Genomic DNA, 22,731 nt, shown 5'->3' on the forward strand with positions numbered 1-22,731 from the left:
GCCGCCCGGCGGATCCGCCCGGAGTGCCGACTGCCCGTGCGGATCCGCCGGGCGGCTGACGGGTCGCCGCCGCCGGACTCGGCCTGATCGATCCGGATAGCGCAGACCAATGACGGAGTGCCCGGCGCAGCGTTGGTTAGAGAACGGAGGCTTGGATCTCTATGTACACAGTTACCGACCCAGCGACAGGTGAACTGGTCGAGGAGATCGAGAACGCGACCGACGGAGAGGTCCGTGCGGCGATCGATCGCGTCCACCGCGGGTACGTGTCGTGGCGGCGTCGGCCGGTCGCCGAGCGGGCCGAGATCGTGTCACGCGCGGCGGACCTGTTCGCCGAGCGCGCCGACGAGCTGGCGGCGACGATGACGTTGGAGATGGGCAAGCGGATCAACGAGGGCCGCGGTGAGGTCGGCGTTGTCGTCGACATCTTCAGGTACTACGCGGACAACGGTCCGTCGTTGCTGGCCGACGAGCCGCTGGAGATCAGGGGCGGAAAGGCCGTCATCACCAAGAACCCTATTGGGCCGCTGCTCGGCATCATGCCGTGGAACTTCCCCTGCTACCAGATCGCCAGGTTCGCGGCGCCGAACCTGGTCCTCGGCAACACGATCCTGCTGAAGCATGCCTCGATCTGCCCCCGGTCGGCAGCCGCGATCGAGCGGATCCTGCACGACGCCGGGGTGCCTGACGACGTGTATGTGAACATCTTCGCGTCCAGCGCGCAGATTCCCCAGATGCTCGCGGACCCCCGCATCCAGGGAGTTTCCCTGACCGGCAGCGAGCGGGCGGGCATCTCGGTCGCCGCCGAGGCCGGGAAGAATCTGAAGAGGGTCGTCCTGGAACTGGGCGGTTCCGATCCGCTGATCCTGCTGGACACCGACGACATGGACAAGACGGTGAAGGCCACCGCGACTGCCCGGATGCGCAACTGCGGCCAGTCGTGCAACTCGCCGAAGCGGATGATCGTGCTCGCCGACATCTACGAGGAGTTCGTCGACCGCCTGACCAAGCACGTGGCCGAGACTTTCGTGCCAGGCGACCCCGGCGATCCCGCGACGAAGTTGCCGCCGCTGGCGTCGGTCGCGGCGGCCGACGAGGTGGCCGGTCAGATCGAGAAGGCGGTCCGGCAGGGCGCGACGCTACGCACCGGTGGACGTCGTATCGACCGGCCCGGCGCCTATCTCGAGGCCACCGTGCTCACGGACGTGACCCCCGAGATGGACGCCTACTACGAGGAGATCTTCGGCCCTGTCGTGCTGGTCTTTCGCGCGGAGACCGAGGAGGAAGCGGTCGCGATCGCGAACGACTCGCCGTTCGGGCTCGGCGCCAGCGTATGGGGCACGGATCCCCACCGGTTGCGCCGGGTTGCCGGGCAGATCGAGTCCGGCATGGTGTATCTGAACAGCGCTGGTGGGTCGCAGGCCGACCTGCCGTTCGGCGGGATCAAGCGCTCCGGGATGGGCAGGGAACTCGGCCCGGCCGGCATCGAGGAGTTCATGAACAAGAAATCCATCCGCCTGTGAGGGGATGTCGATCGAGCTTGGACACCCGCGGGGGCCGTATTCGAGGGGGACTTTCCCTCGTGGTGCGCCCCGGGGTGCAACCCTCTCCGACCCGGATCCGTGGATAGGACCCCATGGCGTGGCGTAGTACTCCAGCCGTATCTGCTGGATTCGGCGTCTCGCCACAGACGGGATAAGATGCCCGACCTCCGACAACAGACAGCGGACACTCGGTGCGCCCCCCATGCCCCACCCACCACGGCATCCACGCCCATCGACTACACCGAGCCCTCGCTTCTCCTGGTTCACGATTCCCTCTCATGCTTCCGGAAGGTGAACCAGAGACCCAGGTGAAGGACGATTCCCAGGCCCCCTCCAATCAGGGCGAGCGCAGCCAGCGGGCCGACCCACGTGGTTTCGACATATGCCGTGTCACCGACCACGCGTGCGCGGACGGTGCTGCCCTCATGGTTAACCACTCCCAGGCCGGTGACCTCCCCGGAACGCTGTCGACCATCAACTGCCCAGGAGCCGGTGCAGACCAGGTCGGAGTTTCCAGGAGCCGCGCCGTCGACGAGGCGGCACTCCTCCACCTTCGCTGTCGTCGGGATACCCGACGACTGGGCTCGCGCGTAAGGAATCGTGAATATCAGCCCCAGAACCAGCGATCCGCCCCAGACGCAGGTATAGGTGATCGCCTTGGTCCGCGCACGGGAGAAGGTCATGATCGCAGACCTTACCGCCCAAGGCGTAGCCGAGACCCTGATCGCGCAGCCACCCGTTCCGGGGCCCATCCCCCCGGCCAGGCAGCTCCCAGAGGCCGTACTGGGTCGGCTGAGCGGCACCGCCAAGGCCCAGCCGCAGCGCCACCGTACCGCAGCCGCGGTGCGCCGGTCGGAAGCGGTGCGCGCCCGTACCCGTGGAAACGCCGCACGTCCCGCCCTGCTTGACGGGACATGCGGCGCGGATGTGCGCGGGGGAGCGGGTCAGCCCAGGGCTTCCCGCTCGGCGGCCTCCTTGCGGCGCTGGTGGTAGCTCTCCCGGGTCCGCTCGGTGTGCCGGCGCATCAGCTCACCGGCCCGCCGGCCGTTGCGGCTGGCGATCACCTCGATCAGCTCCGCGTGCTCGTCCCACGCCTCCCGACCCCGGGACCGGGCGATCGGGGCGTAATACCACCGCACCCGCCGGTCGACCATCGCGATCAGCTCGGCGAGGACCTTGTTGCCGGACATCTCGACGACGTACGCGTGCAGGGCCGCGTTCGCGTCGACCAGTTCCACCTGGTCGTCGTCGCGCAGCGCCTTCTCGCCGGCGTTCTGCAGCTCGCGCAGCCGTTCCACCTGCTCCGGGGTGGCCTGCCGGGCGGCCAGCCGGGCCGACTCGGACTCCAGCAGGGTACGGGTGGCGAGGAGTTGGTCCGCCTCCTCCTCGGTCGGCACGTGCACGAACGCGCCGAGTGCCGGGCGCAGATCGACCCAGCCCTCGCTCTGCAACCGTTGCAGCGCCTCCCGTACCGGCTGCCGGCTGACGCCGAGCTGGGCCGCGAGCTCGTTCTCGACCAGATGCTCGCCGGGACGCAGCTCGCGGTTGATGATCATCTCGGCGATGACGTCGTAGACCGCCTGGCGTAGCGGCGCGGGCCGCTCCAGGGGCTGTCGTGCGGCCCGTGGCTCGCGGCGGGCCGCGGTGAGTCGTCGTCGACCACCATTGGCGCCGGCAGGCGAGGCCGAGCCTCCCCATTCGGTCATGGACTACCTCCGGCTGCGAAAGAAACCGATCGGGCGTTCCGTTGTTGGCTATAGCATACAGTCGTCTAGATGCAATCGTCGGTCGCCGTGCCGGTGACCGGAAAAGCATCGATCGGCGCGTGTGTGGCGCCGATCGCGGTCGTGTCGGCGGGGTGGGCGATCGGGCTGCCCACCCCGCCGCTGTTCCGGTGCACCGAACCCGTTGTCAACCTCTCCACGCGGTTCGCCGTGGCCGCAGGTGGAAGCCGGGGCGCAGGCGCCGCGCGTACAGGTGGAAAGAGTTCTCCTTTCGCACTGTCCGTCGCGACCCACCTGGGGCCGGTTCAGCCCGAGACCGGGTCCCGGTACTCGATCTCCGGTACCGGCTCGAATTCGTTGACCTGCGCGATGGAGAGCCCGTGCGCGGTGTTCGCCTCCCGTTCGATCATCACCTCGACCAGGACCGGACGGCTGGTCCGCCGGGCCTCCTTGCTGGCCCAGGCGAGCGCGTCGGCGATCTCGTCGGGGCGCAGCACCCGGCGGCCGGCGCAGCCGTACGCCTCCATCACCTTCACATTGTCGGTGCCGTACTCGTCGTAGTGGATGTCCACCTCGTAGTTCATCTCGTAGCCGATCTCCGCCTGCCGGATCAGCCCGAGATACTCGTTGTTCAACATGATCAGTACGAACGGGATGTTGTACTGCGCGGCGACCGCGAGTTCCTCGACCAGGAACTGGAACGAGTAGTCGCCGACCACCCCGACCACCTCGGCGTCGGGTTTAGCGGATTTCACCCCGATCGCCGCCGGGATTTCCCAACCCAGCGGACCGGCCTGACCGCAGACCTGGTAGTGCCGGGGCTTGAAGACCTTCTGGAACTGTCCGGACCAGATCTGGTAGAGCCCGATCGCGGTGACGAAGTAGGTGTCCGGGCCGAAGAACTCGTTGATCTCCTTGAAGACCCGGGGCGCCTTCACCGGTACGGCGTCGAAGTCGTCCCGGCGGCGCAGCGTCTCGCGCAGCTTGCGGACCAGCGAGACCCATTCGCCGCGGTCCCGGTGCACGCCCCGGCGCCGTACGGCGTCGAGCAGCGCGGCGAGGAACGCCCCGGTGTCCGAGACGATCCCGAGGTCGGGGCCGAACACCTTGCCGAGCTGGGTCGGCTCGATGTCGACGTGGATGAACTTCCGGTCGCCCCGGTAGGTCTCCAGGTCGCCGGTGTGCCGGTCGCCGAACCGGGCGCCGAGCGCGAGCACCAGGTCGGACTCCAGGAAGGACGCGTTGCCGAAACGCTGGGTTGTCTGGATGCCGGTCATCCCGGCGAAGAGGTCGTGGTCCTCCGGGATGGCGCCCTTGCCCATCAGGGTGACCTGGACCGGGATGTTCAGCGCCTCGGCGACCTCGCGGAGCAGGTCGGTGGCCTCGCCGATGATCACCCCGCCGCCGGCCAGGATCAGCGGCCGCTCGGCGGCGAGCAGCATGTCCAGAGCCCGCTCGACCCGGGGCAGGTGCGGCTCGACCCGGGGTACCGGCAGCGGGGCGTCGATCGAGGCGTCCCACTCGATCTCCTGCCGCTGCACGTCGATCGGCAGGTCGATCAGGACCGGCCCGGGCCGCCCGGAGCGGGCGATCCGGAACGCCTCCCGGAAGATCCAGGGCGCCTGGGCGGCCTCCTTGACCTGCACCGCCCACTTCGTCACCGGCTTGGCGATCTCGACGATGTCGACCGCCTGGAACGCCTCCTGGTGCAGTTTGGCGGTCGGCGCCTGGCCGGTGATGCAGACCATCGGGATGGAGTCCGCCTGCGCGGTGTAGAGGCCGGTGATCATGTTGGTACCGGCCGGGCCGGAGGTGCCGATCGCGACGCCGACCCGGCCGTTGGTCCGGGCCCAGCCGTCGGCCATGTGGGTGGCACCCTCCTCGTGCCGGACGATCAGGTGCCGGATGTCGCTGCGCCGCAGCGCCGCGTAGAGCGGCAGGATCGCGGCGCCGGGGCAGCCGAACGCGATGTCCACGCCCTCCGAGGCGAGCACCGAGACGACCGCCTCCATGCAGGGAATCTTGGCCATGGGTTCAGACCTCCGGGTAGTGGGCGTGGGTCGGGAAGTTGCCGTACCGGCGTTCGCCGGGCGGGCCCTCGGTCACCGCGTGCACCAGCAGCGCGCCGCCGACGAAGTCGCCCCGCCAGGAGGCGCCTCGGCCGCCGAAGACCTCCTGCCGGTCGCCCCGGGACCGGGGCCGGTTGATGCCGACCTTGAAGGCCCGCAACTCGCCGCCGAGCCGCTGCGCGGTCGCCTCGTCGTCGCAGGCCAACGAGGCGACCAGCGCGCCGTTGCTGGCGTTCATCCCGGCCAGCAGCTCGGCCTCGGTGTCGACCAGCACGATGGTGTCGACCGGTCCGAACGGCTCGGCGTGGAACAGCGGGGAGGAGGGCGGCGGGGCCAGGATCGCCACCGGTGCCAGGTACGCCGACCGGTCCTGGTCGGGCAGGAACCGTCCGTCGTCGAGCGAGCCGCGGTAGAGCGGTACGCCGCCCTTGGCGATCGCCGCGTCGATCGCGTCGGTCAGCTCCTTGGCCTTGGTGTCCTTGATCAGCGGACCGAAGTCGAGGTCGGGAAAGCCGTCCTGTCCCGGCTCGACGGCGAGCGGATGCCCGAACCGGACGTCCCGGACCGCCGGCAGGTACGCGGCCAGGAACTGGTCGAACAGCGACCGCTGTACGACGTACCGGGGGTAGGCGGTGCAGCGCTGCTTGGCGTACTCGAAGGACTTGCGGACGTTGGCCGCGAGGGTGTCCCAGTCGCTGAACTCCCAGACGCCCCAGCAGTTCAGCCCCTCCTGCTCCAGCACGTGCCGCTTGCTGGAGTTGAGCAGGCCGGCGGCGACCTGGCTGCCGGCGGAGCGGCCGCCGACGAAGAAGACGCAGGCGATCTCGGGGGAGTCCACCAGCACCGGGGAGAGTTCGGCACCGCCGCCGCTGACCAGGGTGATCGGCAGGTCGTGCCGGGCGGCGAGGGCGACGGCCAGGGTCAGGCAGCTCACCCCGCCGTCGGTCGGCGCCTTGGCCAGCACCGCGTTGCCGGCGAGCACCTGCACCAGCACCGAGTGCATGATGACGCTCATCGGGTAGTTCCAGCTTGAGATGTTGCTGATCGGGCCGGGCAGCGGGGAGCGGCCGGCGAGCATGGAGTCGATCTCCTCGACGTACCAGCGGACGCCCTCGATGCAGCGGTCGACGTCGGTGGTGGCCAACCGCCACGGCTTGCCGATCTCCCATACCAGCAGCAGCGCCAGTAGGTCGCGGTGTGCCGCGAGGGCGTCGAGTGTCGCGGTGACCCGGGCCTTGCGCTCGGCCAGCGGCACGGTCGACCAGCTCCGGTGGGTGTCGGCGGCGGCCCGGACCGCCTCGGTGGCGGTGGCCGCGGTCAGCCGGGGCGGGCCGGCGATCGAGCTGCCGTCGACCGGCGAGGTGGCCGGGACGGGGTCGCCGTCCGGGCGCCACCGGCCGCCCCAGTAGTTGCGGACGCGGTCCTCGGCGAAGGCCTCCGGCGCGGTCTCACGGCAGCGGGCGAAGACCTCACCCCAGTCGGTACCTGGCTTGCGGATCAGGGTCACGGGAGCCTCCAGGGCGTCGGGTGTCCTGTTGATTGGCGAGATCGCCGGCCGGGACGGGGGTCGATAGGTCCGGTGCGTCCCGTCGATGGCTGACCGGCACCGGATCCCGGTGCCCGGAAGGACCAGCTAGGAAGTCTGCATACAGTATTCTGTCGGCAGACCGAGTGCAATACCTGCGCCGACGCCTCGCCGGTACGCCGGTGGTGGTGGCGACCGGTCAGGCCGCGGTCATGCTGGGGGTGGGCGCCGGCCGGGCCATGGTCTTGGCCAGCAGTTCGGTCGCGGCGTAGATGGTGCGCAGCGTGGGTGCCGGCGCACCGGTGATGTCGGCGATCTCCACGACGGCGGCGACGACGGCGTCGAGCTCCATCTCCTTGCCCGCCTCAAGATCCTGCAACATCGAGGTCTTGTGGTGGCCGACCCGCCGGGCCCCCTCGACCCGCTTGCTGATCGAGATCTCCGGCGTGCTGCCGACCCGGCTGGCGATGTCGAGCGTCTCCGCCATCATCTGCTCGACCACCCGGCGGGTGCCCGGGCTCTCGCAGATCTCCGCCATGGTGGCCCTGGTGAGGGCGCTGATCGGGTTCAGCGACACGTTACCCATCAACTTGATCCAGATGTCGTCCCGCAGCCGTGGCTCGACCGGACACTTCAGTCCGCCGGCCACCATCGCGTCGCTGAACCGCTGGCAGCGCTGCGAGATAGTGCCGTCCGGCTCCCCGATGGAGAACCGGGTCCCCTCCAGGTGCCGGATCACCCCGGGTGACTCGATCACCGTGGCCGGGTAGACCACGCAGCCGATCGCCCGCTCCGGGGCCATCACCGCCGAGGTCGCCCCGCCCGGGTCGACCGCCTCGATCCGCTGGCCCTCGTACGGCCCCGGGAGCTTGTGGAAATACCACCACGGGATGCCGTTCTGCCCGGCGATGAGGGCGGTCTCCGGGCCGAGCAGCGGTTCGAGCAGTGGCCCCGCCGAGGCGTAGGAATGCGCCTTGAGGCCGAGGAACACGTAGTCCACCGGCCCGACCTCCCGGGGGTCGTCGGTGGCGTGCGGGTGCGCGGCGAAGTCGCCCCGGGGACTGAGTACCCGCACTCCGTGTGCCCGCAGCGCGGCCAGGTGTGCGCCGCGGGCGATCAACTGGACATCCACCCCGGCCCGGCACAGGGACGCACCGACGTACGCGCCGATGGCGCCGGCTCCGAGCACTGCAACTCGCACGGGCTGCTCCCTTCTCGTACGACGTCCGCGCGGCGCCGAGGCGACGCAGCAGCGGCGTGCCTTCCCGTATGCGTTATGCTGACTACAGTATGCAATTTCACATGAGGCTGACAAGCCTCGACTGTTCCCGGAGTCGGTTCGATGCACCCTTACCGACGGGGCTACCAGCGGATACGGATCTTCAGCACGACCGGTAGCCGGGGTTCCGGGCATGCGGAACGAAGGCGACGGCCAGCGGTGTGACGGTCGCCGCCGCAGCGATGGGGGACTGCCACACCGGCACCGGTGCCGCCGCCCGGATGAGCCCCCCGATCGGAAGCCGGTGCCGCTCGCGGCTCCTCGGTGTCAGGTCGCCGTGGTCCGGGGGATCACCGGAGCGTCGTTGACGTCCGGGCCGAAGAACTTGAACACCACGAGGTCCTGCTCGCCGGTGTTCTGCACCGGATGCGGCGCGGTCGCCACGTCGTGCGAGACGAGCAGTTCGTCGCGGTCGGCGTCGCCGCCTCGTACGTCGTGGCCGCAGTACCGTCCGGTGCCGGACCAGACGAGGATCGAGTACACCCCGCGCTCCGTGCAGTGGTGGGTCCGGCCGGGCGGCACCACGAGCTTCTTTCCGCTGAACTTCGGCGTGTTGTAGAAGATCCACCACTCCCGGCCGCCGTCCGTCGCACCGTCCGGGTCGACCGGGCGCGGCGGCAGGTGGTTGTTCTCGTAGAAGTACGGATCACCGTTGAGCTCCCACTCCACGAACCCGAGCGGGAACCGCTCGCCGTGCGCCTGCCGGTCCTCTGGCCGGACGTCCTTGAAGAGCAGCTCCTTGGAGATGATCCGGCCGGCGTTGAGCGCCTGGAACATGGCGAAGACGTCGGAGTCCTCCTGAAGCTCCACGGTCAGCGCGGTGCCGGGTGCGTGCAGCACGCCGGACGGCACGCCGAATCCGTCGTCGGGGACCTGGAGGTCGGCCCGGGCGTGCCGGAGGATCAGGTCGCTGTCCCAGTCGACCAGGTACGGCAGCAGCACCTCGTACGCCCGTTCCCGGACGATCCACGGATGCACCCCGAAGAACGTCTCCGGGTGCGGGCCGGGCTCCACCCCGGCGGGGAAGTAGTAGGCCTCGTCCTTCGACCGCCGCCCGACCAGCTCGGCGAAGCGCTGCGGCGGATGGATGTGGTACGGGATCCGCGCGCCGTAGTCGAGCAGCTTGGCGAGCCGGCCGAGCCCCTGCGGGTGGCTCGCCGCGTACGCCGCGCCCATGATGGCGGCCGGGTCGGCGCGTACCGCGTCGCGCAGCGTCAGCCGGGCCCGCCCGTCCCGGTCGACGACGTGGCCGAGCCCCTCGTCGGGCGGGCCGATCCGGTTGTCGGCCCGGGTGGTCGAGCCGAGCCAGCGCTCGCAGACGAAGCCCCGGTCACCGAGGTCGTAGGCGTCCTCGGCCAGGCCGAGCCGGCGGCCGGGCGGCACCAGGTCACGGGCGACGAAGGCGGGTGCGAGCCGGAGCACCCCGCCGCCGTCGTTCAGGAGTTCCTCGACCAGCGCCCGGGCCGCGCCGGTCGGGCGGTTGTCGTTTTCGGTCATCCCTTTAGTCCGCTCATCGATATGCCCTGGATGAACCGGCGTTGGAACACCAGGAAGGTGACGATCATGGGAAGGGTGGCGACGACCGAGCCGGCCATCAGCAGGTTCCAGGATGTCCGATTCTTCACCACGAACAGGGCCAAACCCAGCGGAGCGGTGTACTTGTCCGAGCTGGAGATGACGATCAGGGGCCAGAGGAAGTCCTCCCAGGCATAGGTGAAGGTAAAGATCGCTGTGGCGGCGAGGGCGGGACCGCAGAGCGGCAGCACCACCCGCCAGAAGACCCGGAACTCGCCGGCACCGTCGATCCGGGCCGCGTCCAGCAACTCGTCGGGGATGGCGAGCATGTACTGGCGGAGCAGGAAGATGCCGAACGCGCTGACCGCGCCGGGCAGGATCAGCCCCCAGTACGAGTCGAGCCAGCCGTGCCCGCCCGCGCCGAGCGCGTCGTTGCCGCCGAAGAACGGCACGTGCTTGAGCACCAGGTAGTTCGGGATCAGGGTCACCTGTGGCGGCACCATCATGGTGGCCAGGAAGAGCAGGAAAATCGCGTCCCGGCCGGGAAACTTCCGCTTCGCGAAGGTGTACGCGGCCAGCGAGTTGAAGAACAGTTGCAGCAGCGTCACCGAGGTGGCGACGAAGGCGCTGTTCAGGAACCAGCGCCAGGCGCCCTCGCTGCCCTGGGCCAGCTCGCCGGCCTTGCCGATCCCGAAGAAGCCCCGGTAGCCGTCGAGGGTCGGATCCTTCGGGATCCACTGCGGTGGCCAGGAGAAGATGTCGCCGACGTGCTGGAACGAGGCGCTGACCAGCCAGGCGAACGGCGCGACGAAGAGGATCGCGCCGGGCACCAGGATGAGATAGCAGACGGCCAGCCAGAGCCGGCGCCCCAGCACCGGCCGGCGGGCCGGTCCGGAGGTGCGGGTCGGTGCTACCGGGGGGTCCGGCACGGTGGCGGTCACGGCGGCTCCTTGGTTCGGGTCGCTCACAGGTCCGCCTTCCGGTACAGCCGGAGCTGGATCGCCGTGAAGACCAGCAGGAGTACGAACAGCCCGTACGCGAGCGTGCTGGCGTACCCCATCTCATAGAACTTGAAGGCGGCCTCGTAGATGTAATAGACCATCGTGGTGGTCCGGTTGACCGGGCCGCCGCCGGTCATGATGTAGATCTGGGTGAACACCTGGAACGAGCCGATGATCCCCATCACCATCAGGAAGAGGGTCGAGGGGGCCAGCATCGGCAGCGTCACGTAGCGGAACCGGGCCCACGGGCCGGCGCCGTCGATCCGGGCCGACTCGTAGAGCTGGGTCGGGATGGCCTGCAACGCCGCCAGGTAGACCACCATCGAGAAGCCGACGCTGGCCCAGACGCTCATCAGCACCACGGCCGGCATCGCCAGGTCCTTGTCCGACAGCCAGACCAGCGGCTCGCTGATCAGGTGGGTCTTCAGCAGGTAGAAGTTGATCGGGCCGAAGTCACCGTTGTAGAGCCACTTCCAGACGATGGCCGCCACCACGAACGGGGTGATGTTGGGCAGGAAGTAGAGGGTACGCAGCAGGCCGCGACCCCGGATCGGCTGGTTGAGCAGCAGGGCGACGCCCAGCCCGACGGCCATGCCGAGTGGCACCGAGGCACCGGTGAAGTAGGCGGTGTTGATGATCGACCGGCGGAAGTCCTCGTCCTGCACCATGTCGCGGTAGTTCTGTAGCCCGACGAAGGGCTTCTCCGGCTCCAGGATGTTCCACTCCCGGAACGTCAGGTAGAACGCGAAGCCGAGCGCGAAGACGGTGAAGACCGAGAAGAGGATCAGTCCGGGGGCCAGGAAGGCGTACGCCGACCGCTCCCGCCAGGCCCGCCGGAGCTTGCCGCGTACGCTCATCGGATGATCTTTTCGGCCTCCGCCGCGGCCGCGTCCAGTGCCTGGGCGGCCGTCTGCTCGCCGTAGATCGCCTTGGCGAGCTGCTCGTTGAGGGCTTCCTCGATCTTCGGCCAGTCGGGGTTGGCGAACACGTTGCTGACCCCGCACTTCATGGCGGCGGCGAAGCCCTCCAGCACCGGCTTGGTCTTCACCAGGTCGGGGGAGTCCAGCAGGCTGGTGATCGGCGGGAGGGTGGTGCCGTCCTCGGACTTGTAGGTCCACTGGGCGACGTTCTCCGGCTTGGAGAGGAATTCGATGAACTTCCAGGCGGCGTCGGTCTGCTCGCTCTGGCTGAAGATGACCAGCGCGTCACCGGCGATCGTGGTGCCGCAGCCGGCCGAGCCCTGCGGCAGCGGCGCCGTGGCCCACTTGCCGTCGATCGCCGGGAACTCGTCGGCGAGGGTGCCGGCGAACCACGAGCCCGCGACGTACATCCCGACCTGGCCGTTGGCGAACGCCTGGCGGCCGTCGTACGAGTTGGAGTTGAGGTAGTCCTTGGGCGCGTACTTCGCCAGGTTGACGTAGTACTCGGCGGCCCGCTTGCCCTCGGCCTTGTTGAACAGCACCTCCTTGCCGTCGTCGGAGAGCAGCTTGCCGCCGTTCTGCCACAGCCAGGGGTACCAGTAGTACGCCGCCTCCGGGGAGCTGGCGAACATCGCGTGGCCGTAGGTCCGCTTCGCCGGGTCGGTGAGCGCCTTCGCCGCCGCCTCGTACTGCTCCCAGGTGGTGGGCGGGCCGGTCAGGTTGGCGGCGGCGAACAGGTCGGTCCGGTAGAAGAGCGCGGTCGACTCGCCGTCGAAGGGCAGCCCGTACATGCTGCCCTCGTAGGTCGTGAAGGTCTTGAACGCCGGCACGTAGGCGTCGGCCTTCACGATCTCGCTGCGGCGCAGGTAGTTGTCGAGGTTGACCAGGGCCTTGCGCGAGGCGAAGTTGGCCGTGGTGCTGGCGTCGATGAAGGCCACGTCCGGCGGGTTGCCCCCGGCGACCTGCGCGGTCAGCTTCTCGTTCGCCTCCTCGGCGGGTACGTTCTGTAGTTCGATCTTGATGTTGGGATGCTCGGTCTGGAACTGCTGGACCAGTTTCTTCATCTCCGGCTGCTCGCCGACCCAGGAGGCGAACGAGATGGTGACCGGCGCGGTCGGCTCGGGGACGGGTCCCTCACCGGCACCGTGCTCGGTGGAGGACGAGCCGCCGGTGGAACAGCCGACCAGGGCCGAGGCGGCGGTGGTGGCCGCCGCGACCACCGCGAGGAATCTGCGGGGCGAGCGATGCTTCATCGGATCAGCTCCCTATGTCGTTGCCGCCAATGTCGTGGGGTCACGGCTGTACCTAGGTGCAAAACGTTTGGCATGCTGCGGCTAGGGTCATCCGCCCGGCCGGCGATGTCAAGAGATCTTGGGTAACAAACGCAACAGCCTGGTAATCAGCGGTTCACCTGGCCGCGGTCAGCCCGGCCCGGACGCCGCCGGCTCCTCAGGGGACGGATCCGGGGTACGACCGGCGGACGGCGCCGCGCCGAACCGCCGCCGGTACGCGCGCCCGAAGTGCGAGGGGCTGTTGAAGCCCGCCGCGTGGCAGATCTCGGTCACCCCGAGGCTCGTCGAGGCGAGCAGCGACCGGGCGAAGCGCAGCCGCCGGGCCTGGAGATAGCTCTGGAACGACGTGCCGACCACCTGGCCGAACCGCTCGCTGAAGTAGTTCGGCGACAGGTGCACGTACGCCGCCACCTCGGCCAGGGTCAGCGGCTCGCGAAACCGCCGCTCGATGTACTGCACCGCCCGCCGGATGTCGCCGCCGGCCGGATCCGCGCCGCCGCGTGGCCCGGCCGGCGCCTCCGTCCCCGCCGGGACCGGGTCCGCGCAGCGCCGGGCGAGTTCGATCAGGATGCAGCCGAGCACGGCATCGGCCAGCGCCGCCGCGCCGGGGCGCCGGCCGGACGACTCCCGCCAGAGCCGGTCGAAGTCGGGGCCGAAGGACGGGTCGTCGGTGAGCCAGGGCGAGCCGGCGACGCCGGGCGGGGCCGGCACGGCACGATCCAGCCACCGCTCCGCGACATCCGGCTCGACGACGACGTTGTAGCAGGTCAGCGGCGTCTCCGAGGTGACGTGTAGCTCGTGGAAGTCGGTCGGGGTGAGCAGGAAGACGCCGCCCGGCCGGAGTGGCCGGGGCAGCCCGTTGACAACGTGCCGGGCGGTGCCGTCCAGGACGTAGCCGAGCTCGTAGTAGTCGTGCCAGTGCGCCGGTACGTCCCGCAACTCGGGGCGCATCACCCGCACCCCGGAACCGCCCGCCACCAGCCCGTCGGCGACCAGCCCGTCGATCATGTACCGGTCGAGGAGTCGGGTCATCGGGTTCCTCCGTCCGGCCGCGCAGGAAAACGTTTTGCTACCGTACGGACCGACACCGCAGCGGTCAACGACGCGAGAGGGCGAGGTCGATGTCCGAGACACGCCCGCCGGCACCCGGGCCCGACGAGACCCGGGTGACCCTGGTGCAGGTGGCGAAGCTGGCCGGGGTGAGCCCGACCACCGTCTCCCACGTGCTCTCCGGAAAGCGCTGGGTCGCCGAGGCCACCCAGGAGACCGTCCGCGCGGTCATCCGGCAGCTCGGCTACCGCCCCAACAACGTGGCGCGCAGCCTGCGTACCCGGCGGTCCCGGATGGTCGCGGTGGTCGTACCGGACATCACCAACCCGTTCTACGCGGTGCTCACCCGGGGGCTCGCCGACGCGGTCGACGGGGCCGGCTACGGCAGCTACGTCTGCAACACCGACGGCGTACCGGAACGGGAGGACGCCTTCCTGGCCGACGTGCTCGACCGGGGGGTGGACGGGGTGGTGATGGCGGCCGGCGACGTCACCGCCGAGCTGCGGACCGGTCCGGCCGGCCTCGGCATCCCCGCCGTCTGCGTCGGCGGCGCCCTCGACGACGACCCGCACGTCGACCTGGTCACCCCGGACGACGGGGTCGGTTCGCACGCCGCCGTCAGCCACCTGATCCGGCGGGGCGCCCGCCGGATCGGCATGATCGAGGGGCCGGAGGCGACCGGCTCGGCGCGCGACGAGGGATACCGGCGGGCCCTGCGCGAGCACGGGCTCGCGGTCGAGCCGGAGCTGATGGTGCGGGGCGACTGGACCCGGCCGGGTGGCCGGGCCGCGATGCACCGGCTGCTGGCGCTGCCGCCCGAGCGCCGTCCGGACGCGGTGTTCTGCGCCAACGACCTGACCGCGATCGGCGCCATCGATGCCGCACACGAGCGGGACCTGGCGGTGCCGGACGACGTCGCCGTCGTCGGGTTCGACGACGTGGACGCGGCCACCATCGTCAACCCGCCGCTCACCACCGTGCGCAACCCGGCGTACCAGACCGGGCAGAGCGCCGGGGAACTGCTGCTCAGCCGGATGACCGGCGAGTACACCGGGGAGGGCCGCACCATCGTGCTGCCCTGCCCGCTGGTGGTCCGGCGCTCCGCCTGACGGTCAGTCGAAGGTCACCGTCGCCTTCGCGAAGCCCGGCGGCTTGTCCCGGGCGGCCCGGAAGGCGGCGTCCACCTCCGCCAGCGGAAACCGGTGCGTGACCAGGGTGCGCAGCGACACTGCCCCGGAGACCAGCAGCCGCATGCCGACGGTCATGCCGCGCATGATGGTGCCGACGTCCCGGTAGTGCGCGTTGACGATGCCGAAGGCCATCCAGTTCCAGTGCGCCAGGTTGATCTGGCGCGGCCGGCCCTGGTGGAAGCCGACCAGCACGATCCGGCCGCTCATCCGGGTCACCTCGCCGACCGCGTCCAGCGCCGCCTGCCCGCCGGTGCACTCGAACGTCAGGTCGGCGCCCCGCCCGCCGGTCAGTTCGCCGACCACCTCGGCCAGGGACTCGTGCCGGACGTCCACCACCCGGGTCGCGCCGAGCGCCCGGGCCCGGTCCAGCGCGTCCGGCCGGGTGTCGGCCACCACGAGCTGCCGGACCCCGCGCAGCCGGACCAGCGCCTGCACCAGGTTGCCCATGAAGCCGGCACCGATCAGCACGACGTCGTCGCCGAGCCGCACGTCGGCCTCCTCCACCGCGTTGACCGCGCAGGCCAGCGGCTCGGCCAGCACCTCGTCGAGCGGTACGTCGCCGGCCGGTCGGCAGTGCGCGGCCTTGGCGGCCACGTACTCGGCGAAGCCGTGCGAGGTGACCCAGACCCCGACCGGGTCACCGACGGCGAACGAGTCGACCTCGGCGCCGACCGCGGCGACGGTGCCGCTCACCTCGTGGCCGAGGTGCCGGGGGTACTCGACCGGCGGGTCGCCGCCCCAGGCGGCGAGTTCCGACGCGCAGACCCCGCTGGCCGCGACCCGCACCAGCACCTCGTCCGGGCCGATCTCCGGCGGCGGCACCTCGGCGATCTCGAACCGCTCCGGACCGGTCAGCACCGCTATCCGCATCCCCGCACCCCTCTCCTCAACCTGCTGCCCGGCCGGCCGTGAAGACCACGACGGCGTACGGGCCGAGCGCGTCGAGCCGCACCGCATGGAAGCCGCCGCCGTCGACCCGTACGTCCAGCGCGGTGACCGTGCCGTCGCAGCCGTACGCGGTGGCCGCCGGCAGCCGTTCCGGCAGCCGTACCCGCAGGTCGAGGTCGATGACCGGGCGTACCCGGTCGTCGTCGGCCCGGTAGTCGTAGTTCACCAGGTGCACGGCGGCCGACCCGTCCGCCAGCCCGGCGATGTTCGCCGCGACCGTGGCCGTGCCGCCGGGCGCGCGAAGTTCGACCTGCCGGCCGTGCGGCAGCAGCGTCGCCAGGTCCGCCGGCCCGGACCCGGTCAGCCCCGGGTGGCCGAGCAGCGCCGACCGGTCGGCGTCGCCGAGGTTCTCGCCGAGCCCGCCGATCCGGACCAGCCGGCCGCCGCCGTCCAGATAGCCGCGCAGCGCCGCCACCTGGGCCGGGGTCAGGTGGGTGCAGGCCGGTAGCAGCACCGTGGGGTAGCGCCGCAGGTCGTCGGCGGTGATCCGGTCCGGCGCCGTGCGGTCGTCGGGGAAGAGCAGCACGTCGAAGGGTACGGCGGCGCCGGCCAGCGCCGAGGTCACCTCCCGGTACGGCACCCGTACGCTCTCGTCCCGGGCGTTGCGCAGGTTGTCGCCGATGTCCGCCCGGGCGACCAGGTCCCGGTTGCTCTCCACGCTGTAGACCACCGCCACCTCGTTGCGGCTGCGCCGGGCGAAGAGCCGCTCGTGGTCGGCGAGGAACCCCTGGATCTCGGCCGCCACCTCGTGCGGGGCGTAGAAGGAGTCCTCGATGGTGGCACCCAGCCAGGAGCCGTACGGTACCGCCATGTTCACCCCGAACGCCGCCGCCTCGTAGCAGGACAGCCGCAGCAGGTCGTGCCCCCGGCCGTTCTTGAGCAGCTCGACCAGCTCGGGCACCACCCCGCCGTACGGGTTCTCCACCACGATGACGTCCTTGTCCCCGGCGAAGCCGGCGACGTAGCGGTACCACTCCGGCTGCCGGTGGGTGGTGTTGCGCATCTCGGTGACGATCACGTCGACGTCGTCGGCGAGTCCGAGGTACTGCGGGTCCATGTTGAAGAAGTTGCCGGAGACCAGCACCTCCCGCCCCTTGCCCGCCGCGTACTGCCGGGCGTGCGCGGCCAGTTCGGCGAAGTGCCGGCGGATCGCGTCGCACTGGTACCGGTAGTACGCCCCGAACAGCGGTGTCGCGTCGTGCCGGTCGGTGAAGTCGTAGCCGCGCTCCAGCAGCCAGTCGCCGTAGTGGAAGGTCGCCAGGTCGACCCCGTCGAGCAGCGGGTCGCGTTCCTCCGGCGGCAGCCCGGAGAGGTACGCCCGGAAGCCCTTCATGCAGTCCTTGCAGAAGCAGCCGCCGTACTGGAGCGAGCCGAGCGGCAGCTCCGTCTCGTCGAGCTGTACGCCGTCCACGCCCGCGTCGATCTGGATCCGGATGACCGCCTTGAGGTACTCCCGCCAGACCGGGTTGTTCCGGTCCATGTAGAAGCACTGGTGCTCGCGGTCCGGGCACTCGACCCAGCGGGCGTGCAGGGCGGTCTGCCGGATGTCCCGGGCGCAGCACTCCTCGATCAGGTCGGTGACCGGCTCGCCGTCGCTGTTGACCAGGCCGCCCGGGAAGTAGTGCTCGACCGGCTTCCAGAGCAACGGGTAGCGGTTCTGGCCGAACTCCCGCAGCCCGAGCCAGTCCCGGTGCCCGACCCCGCGCAGCTCGTTGAGGGCGAGGACCTCGTCCTCCTCGGCGGAGAGTTCGACCGGGAACTCCCAGCCCTGCGCCTCGAAGACGATCCCGAAGACCTTGATGCCCCGGGCCTGGGCGGCGGCGATGAACTCGCTGTCGTTGACGAAGCCGTAGAACCGGGCCCGGGCGTCGACCGGGCCGAACGCCTCCTGTTCCAGGTAGGGCAGCGAGATCGAGCCGCCGCCGAGGGAGGCCCAGACCAGGGTGGTGGCCCGGTAGTCGACCAGGTCGTCGATCATGCGGAGCCGCCGGGGCGGCAGGCTCGGGTGGTAGCAGTGCTGTCGGGGGAACCAGGCGTCGAAGTACACGCCACGTTGCATGCCTCGGGCTCCTTGCGCGGTGGGGGCGGTGGGGTGGGTGGATGGATACGGTCGGCGGGTCAGGCGACGAGCAGCGGGCCGAGGGTGCGTTCGGCGATCACCAGGCCCTGCCGGACCCGCTCCGGCGAGCCGGACCAGACCGGGTCCTCGTGCTCCACCGAGACGAAGCCTGGGTATCCACCCTCGTAGAGGACGTCGACCAGCCGGCGCCAGTCCACCTCGCCGAGGCCGGGGACCCGGTAGCGCCACCAGCCGCTGGTCCACGGCGACGGTTTCCCGACGAGCTGGCCGAAGACCCCGAACCGGTTCCGGGCGGCGGCGTCGACCTGCACGTCCTTCGCCTGTACGTGCCGGACCAGGTCGAGGTGCCCGGTCAGCGCCGCGACCGGGTCGATGCCCAGCCAGACCAGGTGGGACGGGTCGAAGTTGAGGAAGAGGCCGAGCCCGCCCAGCCAGTCCCACAGCTCCGGCGAGTACGCCAGGTTCGCCGGGTAGCCGTCCGGGTGCCAGCCCTCCATCGGGCAGTTCTCCACGACCAGCCGTACGCCCCGGTCCGCCGCGTACGCCACCAGGGGCGGCAGGATCTCCTCGCCGAGCCGCAGGTTCTCGGTCACCGTGCGGGTGACGTCCCGGCCGACGAAGGTGCCGACGTGCTCGCAGCCGAGCAGCGCGGCGGCGTCCACGCAGCGGCGCAGGTGCCGGTGGATCCGGTCCCGGGTGACCGGGTCGCCGTGCAGGTTGTTCTCGTAGTAGGCCACCGCCGAGACGCTGAGCCCGTGCCCGGCCAGCAGGGCGCGGACCCGCTCCGCCTCGGCGGCGTCGAAGCGGTCGACGTCGAGGTGGCTCGCCTGCCACGGCCGGTCGGGCTCCCGGGGCCAGGCGGCCACCTCCAGCCCCTGGTAGCCGTGCCCGGCCGCCCACCCGGCGATCGCGTCGAGCGGTTCGCCGGGCAGGCAGGCGGTGAGCAGCCCGAGCTTCACCGCGGGTCCGGCTGGTAGCTGTTGCCGGCGCTGTCCCGGCCCCGGGCCAGCCAGATCTGCCAGCCCTCGTTCTCCGGCACCGGCAGCACCTTCACCGAGGCCGGGAAGTATCGCATGGTGTAGCCGGTCCGGCGGACGTCGCTGGTGTTCGGCCGGGCGCCGTGGATGATCCGGCCGTCGTGCAGCGAGCACTGCCCGCGCTCCAGCTCGAAGTAGACCGCCCGGCTCTCGTCCACCCCGGGGATCTCGGCGTGGAAGGTCTGCACCGTCTTGTCGGTCGGCACGTACTCGGAGAAGCCGCCACCGTCGTGACTGCCCGGGATGACCCGCATGCAGCCGTTCTCCCGGTTGCTCGGGCCGAGCGCGAGCCAGACGGTGACGATCCGGTCGTACTCGCTGAGCCGGCCGTTCCAGTAGGCGCTGTCCTCGTGCCAGGGCGTGGCCCGGCCGACCAGCGGGTCCTTGGAGATGAAGTGGCTGGTCCAGAGCGCGATGTCCGGCCCGACCAGCGGCTCGACCAGGTCGAGCACCTCGTCGGCGAGCAGGAAGTCCAGCAGTCGGGGGTCGCGGAAGTGTGGGGTGTCCAGCTCGTCGGAGAGCTTGTCGCCCTTGTCGGCGAGGTGCTCGGTGAAGATCCGTTCCAGCGCGTCCAGCTTCTCGGCGGAGAAGAGCTGGTCGCGGTTGAGGTAGTAGCCGTTCGTCCGGTAGAAGTCGACGTCCTGCGGGGTCAGCACCGCACACCTCCTGATAGCCGTGGCCGCCGCCGGCGGTGGCGAGCGGTCCGGGGCCGCCGCCGTCGACGGTGATCTCGTCGGATCCGACGCTAGGCGAGCCGCCGGCGCCGGCGCGGCGACTATCCCCGGCGGGACTCGACCTATCTTCGGCTTCGCTTACGTCCGGGTACCGGGCTGGGTCGCCATCACCCGGATCAGCTCGGCGAACAGCTCCAGATCCTCGACGAAGTCCTCCGGTCCGGTCTTCGGGTCACCGCCCTTGGTGACGACCTCGTGGAAGTACTCCAGCTCGTGCGTGTAGGGGTCCTTCAGGTGCGGGCGCGACACCGACCGGTGCAGTCCGTCGCCCCGGGTCTCCTCCAGCACCAGGGTGGTGGGGAAATGCCGCACGTACGGGGTGTCGTACTGCACCCGCATACAGGCGTGCTCGCCGTACACCTCGATGTGCGCGTCGAACCGGAGCTGCTCGTCGACGCCGGTCTCGTAGGTGACCAGGAAGTCGTCGTACTCCAGCAGCGCGGCCAGGAACCGGCCGTCCCGCCACTGCCGGGCGGCGGCCACCCCGCGCGGCCGGCCGAGAAGTTCCCGCATCGCCGACAGGTCGTGGCTGCCCAGCCCGCAGAGCAGCCGGTATGCCCCGGCGAGCACGTCGGGCACCTCGCCCAGCGCGTCCGCGACCAGGGCCCGCCCCCTGGCCCAGCGCGCCTCGACGGCCGACCGGGGCACGTCGGTGGGCCGGTCCACCAGCACCGTCTGGTCGATGATCAGTTGGTTGCGCCCGATGATGTCGTGCACCCGGGCGTAGTTGATCGGGCCCAGCTCGCCGATCCGGCGGGTCGCCTCGACGAACGCGGGGGCGAACCGCCGCATGTAGCCCACCATCACCGTGGCGCCGGACCGGTCCCGGGCCGCGATGATCTGTTCGGCCTCGCGCGGGCTGAGGCACATCGGCTTCTCCACCAGCACGTGCACGCCCCGGTCGAGCGCCGCGACCACCGCCTCGGCGTGGTACTCGTCGCTGTTGAGCACGAGTACGCAGTCCAGCTCGTTGCGGTCGAGCATCTCGGTGACGTCGGCGTGCCGGTGCGGTACGCCGTATCCACCGCCGACCCGGTCGAGCAGGCCGGGGGAGATGTCGCAGACGGCGGTGACGTCGTAGAGCTCGGGGAGCGAGCGCAGGACCGGGAGGTGGACGACCTGGGCCACCTCGCCCAGCCCGATCACCCCCAGGGAAAGCCGACTCACGCGGGACCCCTTCCGTCATGCAAAACGTTTGGCTACGGGTCGCGGGCAGCGTAACCGGTCCGAATCGAGCCGGGCAACAGCTCCGGGGCCGGTCTCTTGCCGCCGGTGCGGGCCGGTCGTAGGCTCCCTGCCACACGGCGAACAAATCGTTTTGCGACTCCCGTAGCACCGTCCCTGCGAGGAGGCAATCCCCATGAACGACACGCGCCTGTCCCGGCGATCCCTGATCCTCGGTGCGGCCGGAGCCGCCGGCCTGGCCAGTGGTGCCCTCGGGGTGGCCGGCCCGGCCACCGCCGGCCACAACCGCGCAGCCCGCCCGCCACTGTGGAAGCTCGCCAAGCCGAACGGCCTCGCCTTCGGCACCTCGCTGGCGACCTGGCACATGCCCGATACCGACTATCTGGACCTGGTCGGCCGGGAGGCGACCCTGCTCTTCACCGAGGACGACCTGCTCTGGTACCGGCTCAAGCCCACCCCGACCGCCGAACTCGACTTCAGCTACGCCGACCAGATCATCGGGTACGCCGAGAGCCAGCGGATGCGGGTCTTCGGCGCACACCTGGTCTGGGACGAGGGTTTCGGCGAGGGATGGACCTCCGACGACCTGTGGGGCATGGCCGAGCAGCAGGCCCGCGAACTGCTCCTCGGCACCGCCGAGGCGGTGGTCCGGCGCTACCGTGGCCGGGTCGACGCCTGGAGCGTGGCCAACGAGGTGACCAGCCCGGAGGGGCAGCGCGGATTCCGCACCGACGTGCCGTGGTGGGAGACGATCGGGCCGTCGTACGTCGCCGAGGCGTTCCAGGTGGCGCACGACGCCGACCCGTCGGCGGTACTGGTGCTCAACGAGTTCGGCTTCGAGACCGTCAACGAGTACGGCGACGAGCCCGGTCCCCGGCGCCGGGCCACGCTCCAGGTCATCGACAGGCTGCTCGCCGACGGCGTGCCGGTGCACGCGCTCGGGGTGCAGGCGCACCTGCTCGCCGACCGGTTCGCCGACCGGTTCGCGGCCAACGCCTACCTGAACTGGTTCTCCGAGGTCGCCGACCGGGGGCTGGAGATCCTGATCACCGAACTGGACGTACTCGACGACGGCCTGCCCGCCGACGTCGCCGTCCGGGACGCGGCCGTCGCCGACGTCTACCGGCGCTACCTCGACGCGGCACTCTCGCACCAGGCGGTGAAGGCGGTGATGGCGTTCGGGCTCACCGACCGGTACACCTGGCTGGAGGAGGACTATCCGCGCGAGGACGGCGCGCCGCGCCGGCCGCTCGCCTACGACGACGAACTCGCGGCCAAGCCGGCGTACCGGGCCATCGCCGACAAGCTGGCAGCCGCGCCCCGCCGCCAACCACTGTGGACGGTACCGGCGTGACCGTCGACCGCCGCGCCCTGGTCGTCCGCGGCGGCTGGGCGGGGCACCGACCGGTCGAGGCCACCGACCGGTTCGTGCCGTTCCTGCGCGAGCAGGGCTTCGCCGTCGAGTGCAGCGACGACCTGGACGTCTACGCCGACACCGAACGGATGCGGCGGGTGGACCTCGTCGTGCGGTGCTGGACCATGGGCACCGCCACCGAGGAGCAGACCGCCGGGCTGGTCGCCGCCGTCGAAGCCGGCACCGGGTTCGCCGGCTGGCACGGCGGGATCGTCGACTCGTTC

At 70.6% G+C, this 22,731-nt stretch carries 18 protein-coding genes and 1 pseudogene; 4 read left to right on the top strand and 15 right to left on the bottom strand.

Going from position 1 to position 22,731, the window contains the following annotated elements; translation table 11 throughout:
- Positions 1-161 precede the first annotated feature (161 nt).
- Positions 162-1,523 (top strand): NAD-dependent succinate-semialdehyde dehydrogenase, encoded by a 1,362-nt coding sequence (locus ACSMXO_RS15990; protein WP_455418334.1) that lies wholly within the window; start codon positions 162-164, stop codon positions 1,521-1,523.
- 284 nt (positions 1,524-1,807) lie between these two features.
- Here the strand turns inward: ACSMXO_RS15990 and ACSMXO_RS15995 are convergent, their stop codons facing one another.
- The 10 genes from ACSMXO_RS15995 to ACSMXO_RS16040 form a co-directional block, all read right to left on the bottom strand.
- Positions 1,808-2,227, bottom strand: coding sequence for a hypothetical protein (locus ACSMXO_RS15995; protein ID WP_455418335.1), 420 nt, complete (start codon positions 2,225-2,227; stop codon positions 1,808-1,810).
- 261 nt (positions 2,228-2,488) lie between these two features.
- On the bottom strand, positions 2,489-3,250 hold the full coding sequence (locus ACSMXO_RS16000; RefSeq protein WP_346256623.1) for a GntR family transcriptional regulator: 762 nt from the start codon (positions 3,248-3,250) through the stop codon (positions 2,489-2,491).
- A 323-nt stretch (positions 3,251-3,573) separates the two neighbouring features.
- On the bottom strand, positions 3,574-5,298 hold the full coding sequence (gene gcl, locus ACSMXO_RS16005; protein ID WP_455418336.1) for a glyoxylate carboligase: 1,725 nt from the start codon (positions 5,296-5,298) through the stop codon (positions 3,574-3,576).
- Positions 5,299-5,302: 4 nt separating this feature from the next.
- Positions 5,303-6,844 carry an aldehyde dehydrogenase family protein gene (locus ACSMXO_RS16010; protein ID WP_455418337.1) on the bottom strand — a complete coding sequence of 514 codons (1,542 nt, stop codon included), beginning with the start codon at positions 6,842-6,844 and terminating at the stop codon, positions 5,303-5,305.
- 217 nt (positions 6,845-7,061) lie between these two features.
- Complete coding sequence (locus ACSMXO_RS16015; RefSeq protein ID WP_346256626.1) at positions 7,062-8,063, bottom strand: 2-dehydropantoate 2-reductase; 1,002 nt, start codon at positions 8,061-8,063, stop codon at positions 7,062-7,064.
- A gap of 345 nt (positions 8,064-8,408) precedes the next feature.
- The gene (locus ACSMXO_RS16020; protein ID WP_455418338.1) at positions 8,409-9,638 is read right to left on the bottom strand and encodes a hypothetical protein; all 1,230 of its coding nucleotides are present in this window, start codon (positions 9,636-9,638) and stop codon (positions 8,409-8,411) included.
- The gene (locus ACSMXO_RS16025) at positions 9,635-10,597 is read right to left on the bottom strand and encodes a carbohydrate ABC transporter permease (RefSeq protein WP_346256628.1); all 963 of its coding nucleotides are present in this window, start codon (positions 10,595-10,597) and stop codon (positions 9,635-9,637) included. Before ACSMXO_RS16025 ends, ACSMXO_RS16020 begins: the two co-directional genes overlap by 4 nt.
- A gap of 23 nt (positions 10,598-10,620) precedes the next feature.
- On the bottom strand, positions 10,621-11,514 hold the full coding sequence (locus ACSMXO_RS16030; RefSeq protein WP_455418339.1) for a carbohydrate ABC transporter permease: 894 nt from the start codon (positions 11,512-11,514) through the stop codon (positions 10,621-10,623).
- Positions 11,511-12,830, bottom strand: coding sequence for an ABC transporter substrate-binding protein (locus ACSMXO_RS16035; RefSeq protein WP_455418340.1), 1,320 nt, complete (start codon positions 12,828-12,830; stop codon positions 11,511-11,513). Before ACSMXO_RS16035 ends, ACSMXO_RS16030 begins: the two co-directional genes overlap by 4 nt.
- A gap of 168 nt (positions 12,831-12,998) precedes the next feature.
- Positions 12,999-13,901, bottom strand: coding sequence for an AraC family transcriptional regulator (locus tag ACSMXO_RS16040; protein ID WP_455418341.1), 903 nt, complete (start codon positions 13,899-13,901; stop codon positions 12,999-13,001).
- An 89-nt stretch (positions 13,902-13,990) separates the two neighbouring features.
- On the opposite strand from ACSMXO_RS16040, the gene ACSMXO_RS16045 reads away from it, so the two are divergent.
- On the top strand, positions 13,991-15,028 hold the full coding sequence (locus ACSMXO_RS16045) for a LacI family DNA-binding transcriptional regulator (RefSeq protein ID WP_346256632.1): 1,038 nt from the start codon (positions 13,991-13,993) through the stop codon (positions 15,026-15,028).
- A 3-nt stretch (positions 15,029-15,031) separates the two neighbouring features.
- On the opposite strand, the gene ACSMXO_RS16050 is transcribed toward ACSMXO_RS16045, so the two are convergent.
- From ACSMXO_RS16050 to ACSMXO_RS16070, 5 genes are all read right to left on the bottom strand, one after another.
- Positions 15,032-15,979, bottom strand: a complete 948-nt coding sequence (locus ACSMXO_RS16050) for a zinc-binding dehydrogenase (RefSeq protein ID WP_455418342.1) — start codon at positions 15,977-15,979, stop codon at positions 15,032-15,034.
- A gap of 16 nt (positions 15,980-15,995) precedes the next feature.
- A complete protein-coding gene (locus ACSMXO_RS16055; RefSeq protein ID WP_455418343.1) occupies positions 15,996-18,116 on the bottom strand; it encodes a hypothetical protein in 2,121 nt (706 codons plus the stop codon).
- Between the two features lie 59 nt (positions 18,117-18,175).
- Positions 18,176-19,096, bottom strand: coding sequence for a sugar phosphate isomerase/epimerase family protein (locus ACSMXO_RS16060; protein ID WP_455418344.1), 921 nt, complete (start codon positions 19,094-19,096; stop codon positions 18,176-18,178).
- Complete coding sequence (locus tag ACSMXO_RS16065) at positions 19,093-19,830, bottom strand: phytanoyl-CoA dioxygenase family protein (RefSeq protein WP_455418345.1); 738 nt, start codon at positions 19,828-19,830, stop codon at positions 19,093-19,095. Before ACSMXO_RS16065 ends, ACSMXO_RS16060 begins: the two co-directional genes overlap by 4 nt.
- 156 nt (positions 19,831-19,986) lie before the next feature.
- Positions 19,987-21,075 (bottom strand): Gfo/Idh/MocA family protein, encoded by a 1,089-nt coding sequence (locus tag ACSMXO_RS16070; protein WP_455418346.1) that lies wholly within the window; start codon positions 21,073-21,075, stop codon positions 19,987-19,989.
- Between the two features lie 193 nt (positions 21,076-21,268).
- On the opposite strand from ACSMXO_RS16070, the gene ACSMXO_RS16075 reads away from it, so the two are divergent.
- Together ACSMXO_RS16075 and ACSMXO_RS16080 are read left to right on the top strand one after the other, a co-directional pair.
- Positions 21,269-22,447, top strand: coding sequence for an endo-1,4-beta-xylanase (locus ACSMXO_RS16075; protein WP_455418347.1), 1,179 nt, complete (start codon positions 21,269-21,271; stop codon positions 22,445-22,447).
- Positions 22,444-22,719 (top strand): annotated as a pseudogene (locus ACSMXO_RS16080) (ThuA domain-containing protein); the annotation flags it as partial. The gene ACSMXO_RS16075 and the pseudogene ACSMXO_RS16080, both read left to right, overlap by 4 nt.
- Positions 22,720-22,731 lie beyond the last annotated feature (12 nt).

This window comes from Plantactinospora sp. DSM 117369, assembly GCF_053764795.1.

Coding starts and splice junctions, on each gene's coding strand:
- ACSMXO_RS16045 (WP_346256632.1), top strand. CDS start 13,991: ATGTCCGAGACACGCCCGCCGGCACCCGGGCCCGACGAGACCCGGGTG.
- ACSMXO_RS16020 (WP_455418338.1), bottom strand. CDS start 9,638: ATGACCGAAAACGACAACCGCCCGACCGGCGCGGCCCGGGCGCTGGTC.
- ACSMXO_RS16000 (WP_346256623.1), bottom strand. CDS start 3,250: ATGACCGAATGGGGAGGCTCGGCCTCGCCTGCCGGCGCCAATGGTGGT.
- ACSMXO_RS16030 (WP_455418339.1), bottom strand. CDS start 11,514: ATGAGCGTACGCGGCAAGCTCCGGCGGGCCTGGCGGGAGCGGTCGGCG.
- gcl (WP_455418336.1), bottom strand. CDS start 5,298: ATGGCCAAGATTCCCTGCATGGAGGCGGTCGTCTCGGTGCTCGCCTCG.
- ACSMXO_RS16055 (WP_455418343.1), bottom strand. CDS start 18,116: ATGCAACGTGGCGTGTACTTCGACGCCTGGTTCCCCCGACAGCACTGC.
- ACSMXO_RS15990 (WP_455418334.1), top strand. CDS start 162: ATGTACACAGTTACCGACCCAGCGACAGGTGAACTGGTCGAGGAGATC.
- ACSMXO_RS16040 (WP_455418341.1), bottom strand. CDS start 13,901: ATGACCCGACTCCTCGACCGGTACATGATCGACGGGCTGGTCGCCGAC.
- ACSMXO_RS16050 (WP_455418342.1), bottom strand. CDS start 15,979: ATGCGGATAGCGGTGCTGACCGGTCCGGAGCGGTTCGAGATCGCCGAG.
- ACSMXO_RS16075 (WP_455418347.1), top strand. CDS start 21,269: ATGAACGACACGCGCCTGTCCCGGCGATCCCTGATCCTCGGTGCGGCC.
- ACSMXO_RS16035 (WP_455418340.1), bottom strand. CDS start 12,830: ATGAAGCATCGCTCGCCCCGCAGATTCCTCGCGGTGGTCGCGGCGGCC.
- ACSMXO_RS15995 (WP_455418335.1), bottom strand. CDS start 2,227: ATGACCTTCTCCCGTGCGCGGACCAAGGCGATCACCTATACCTGCGTC.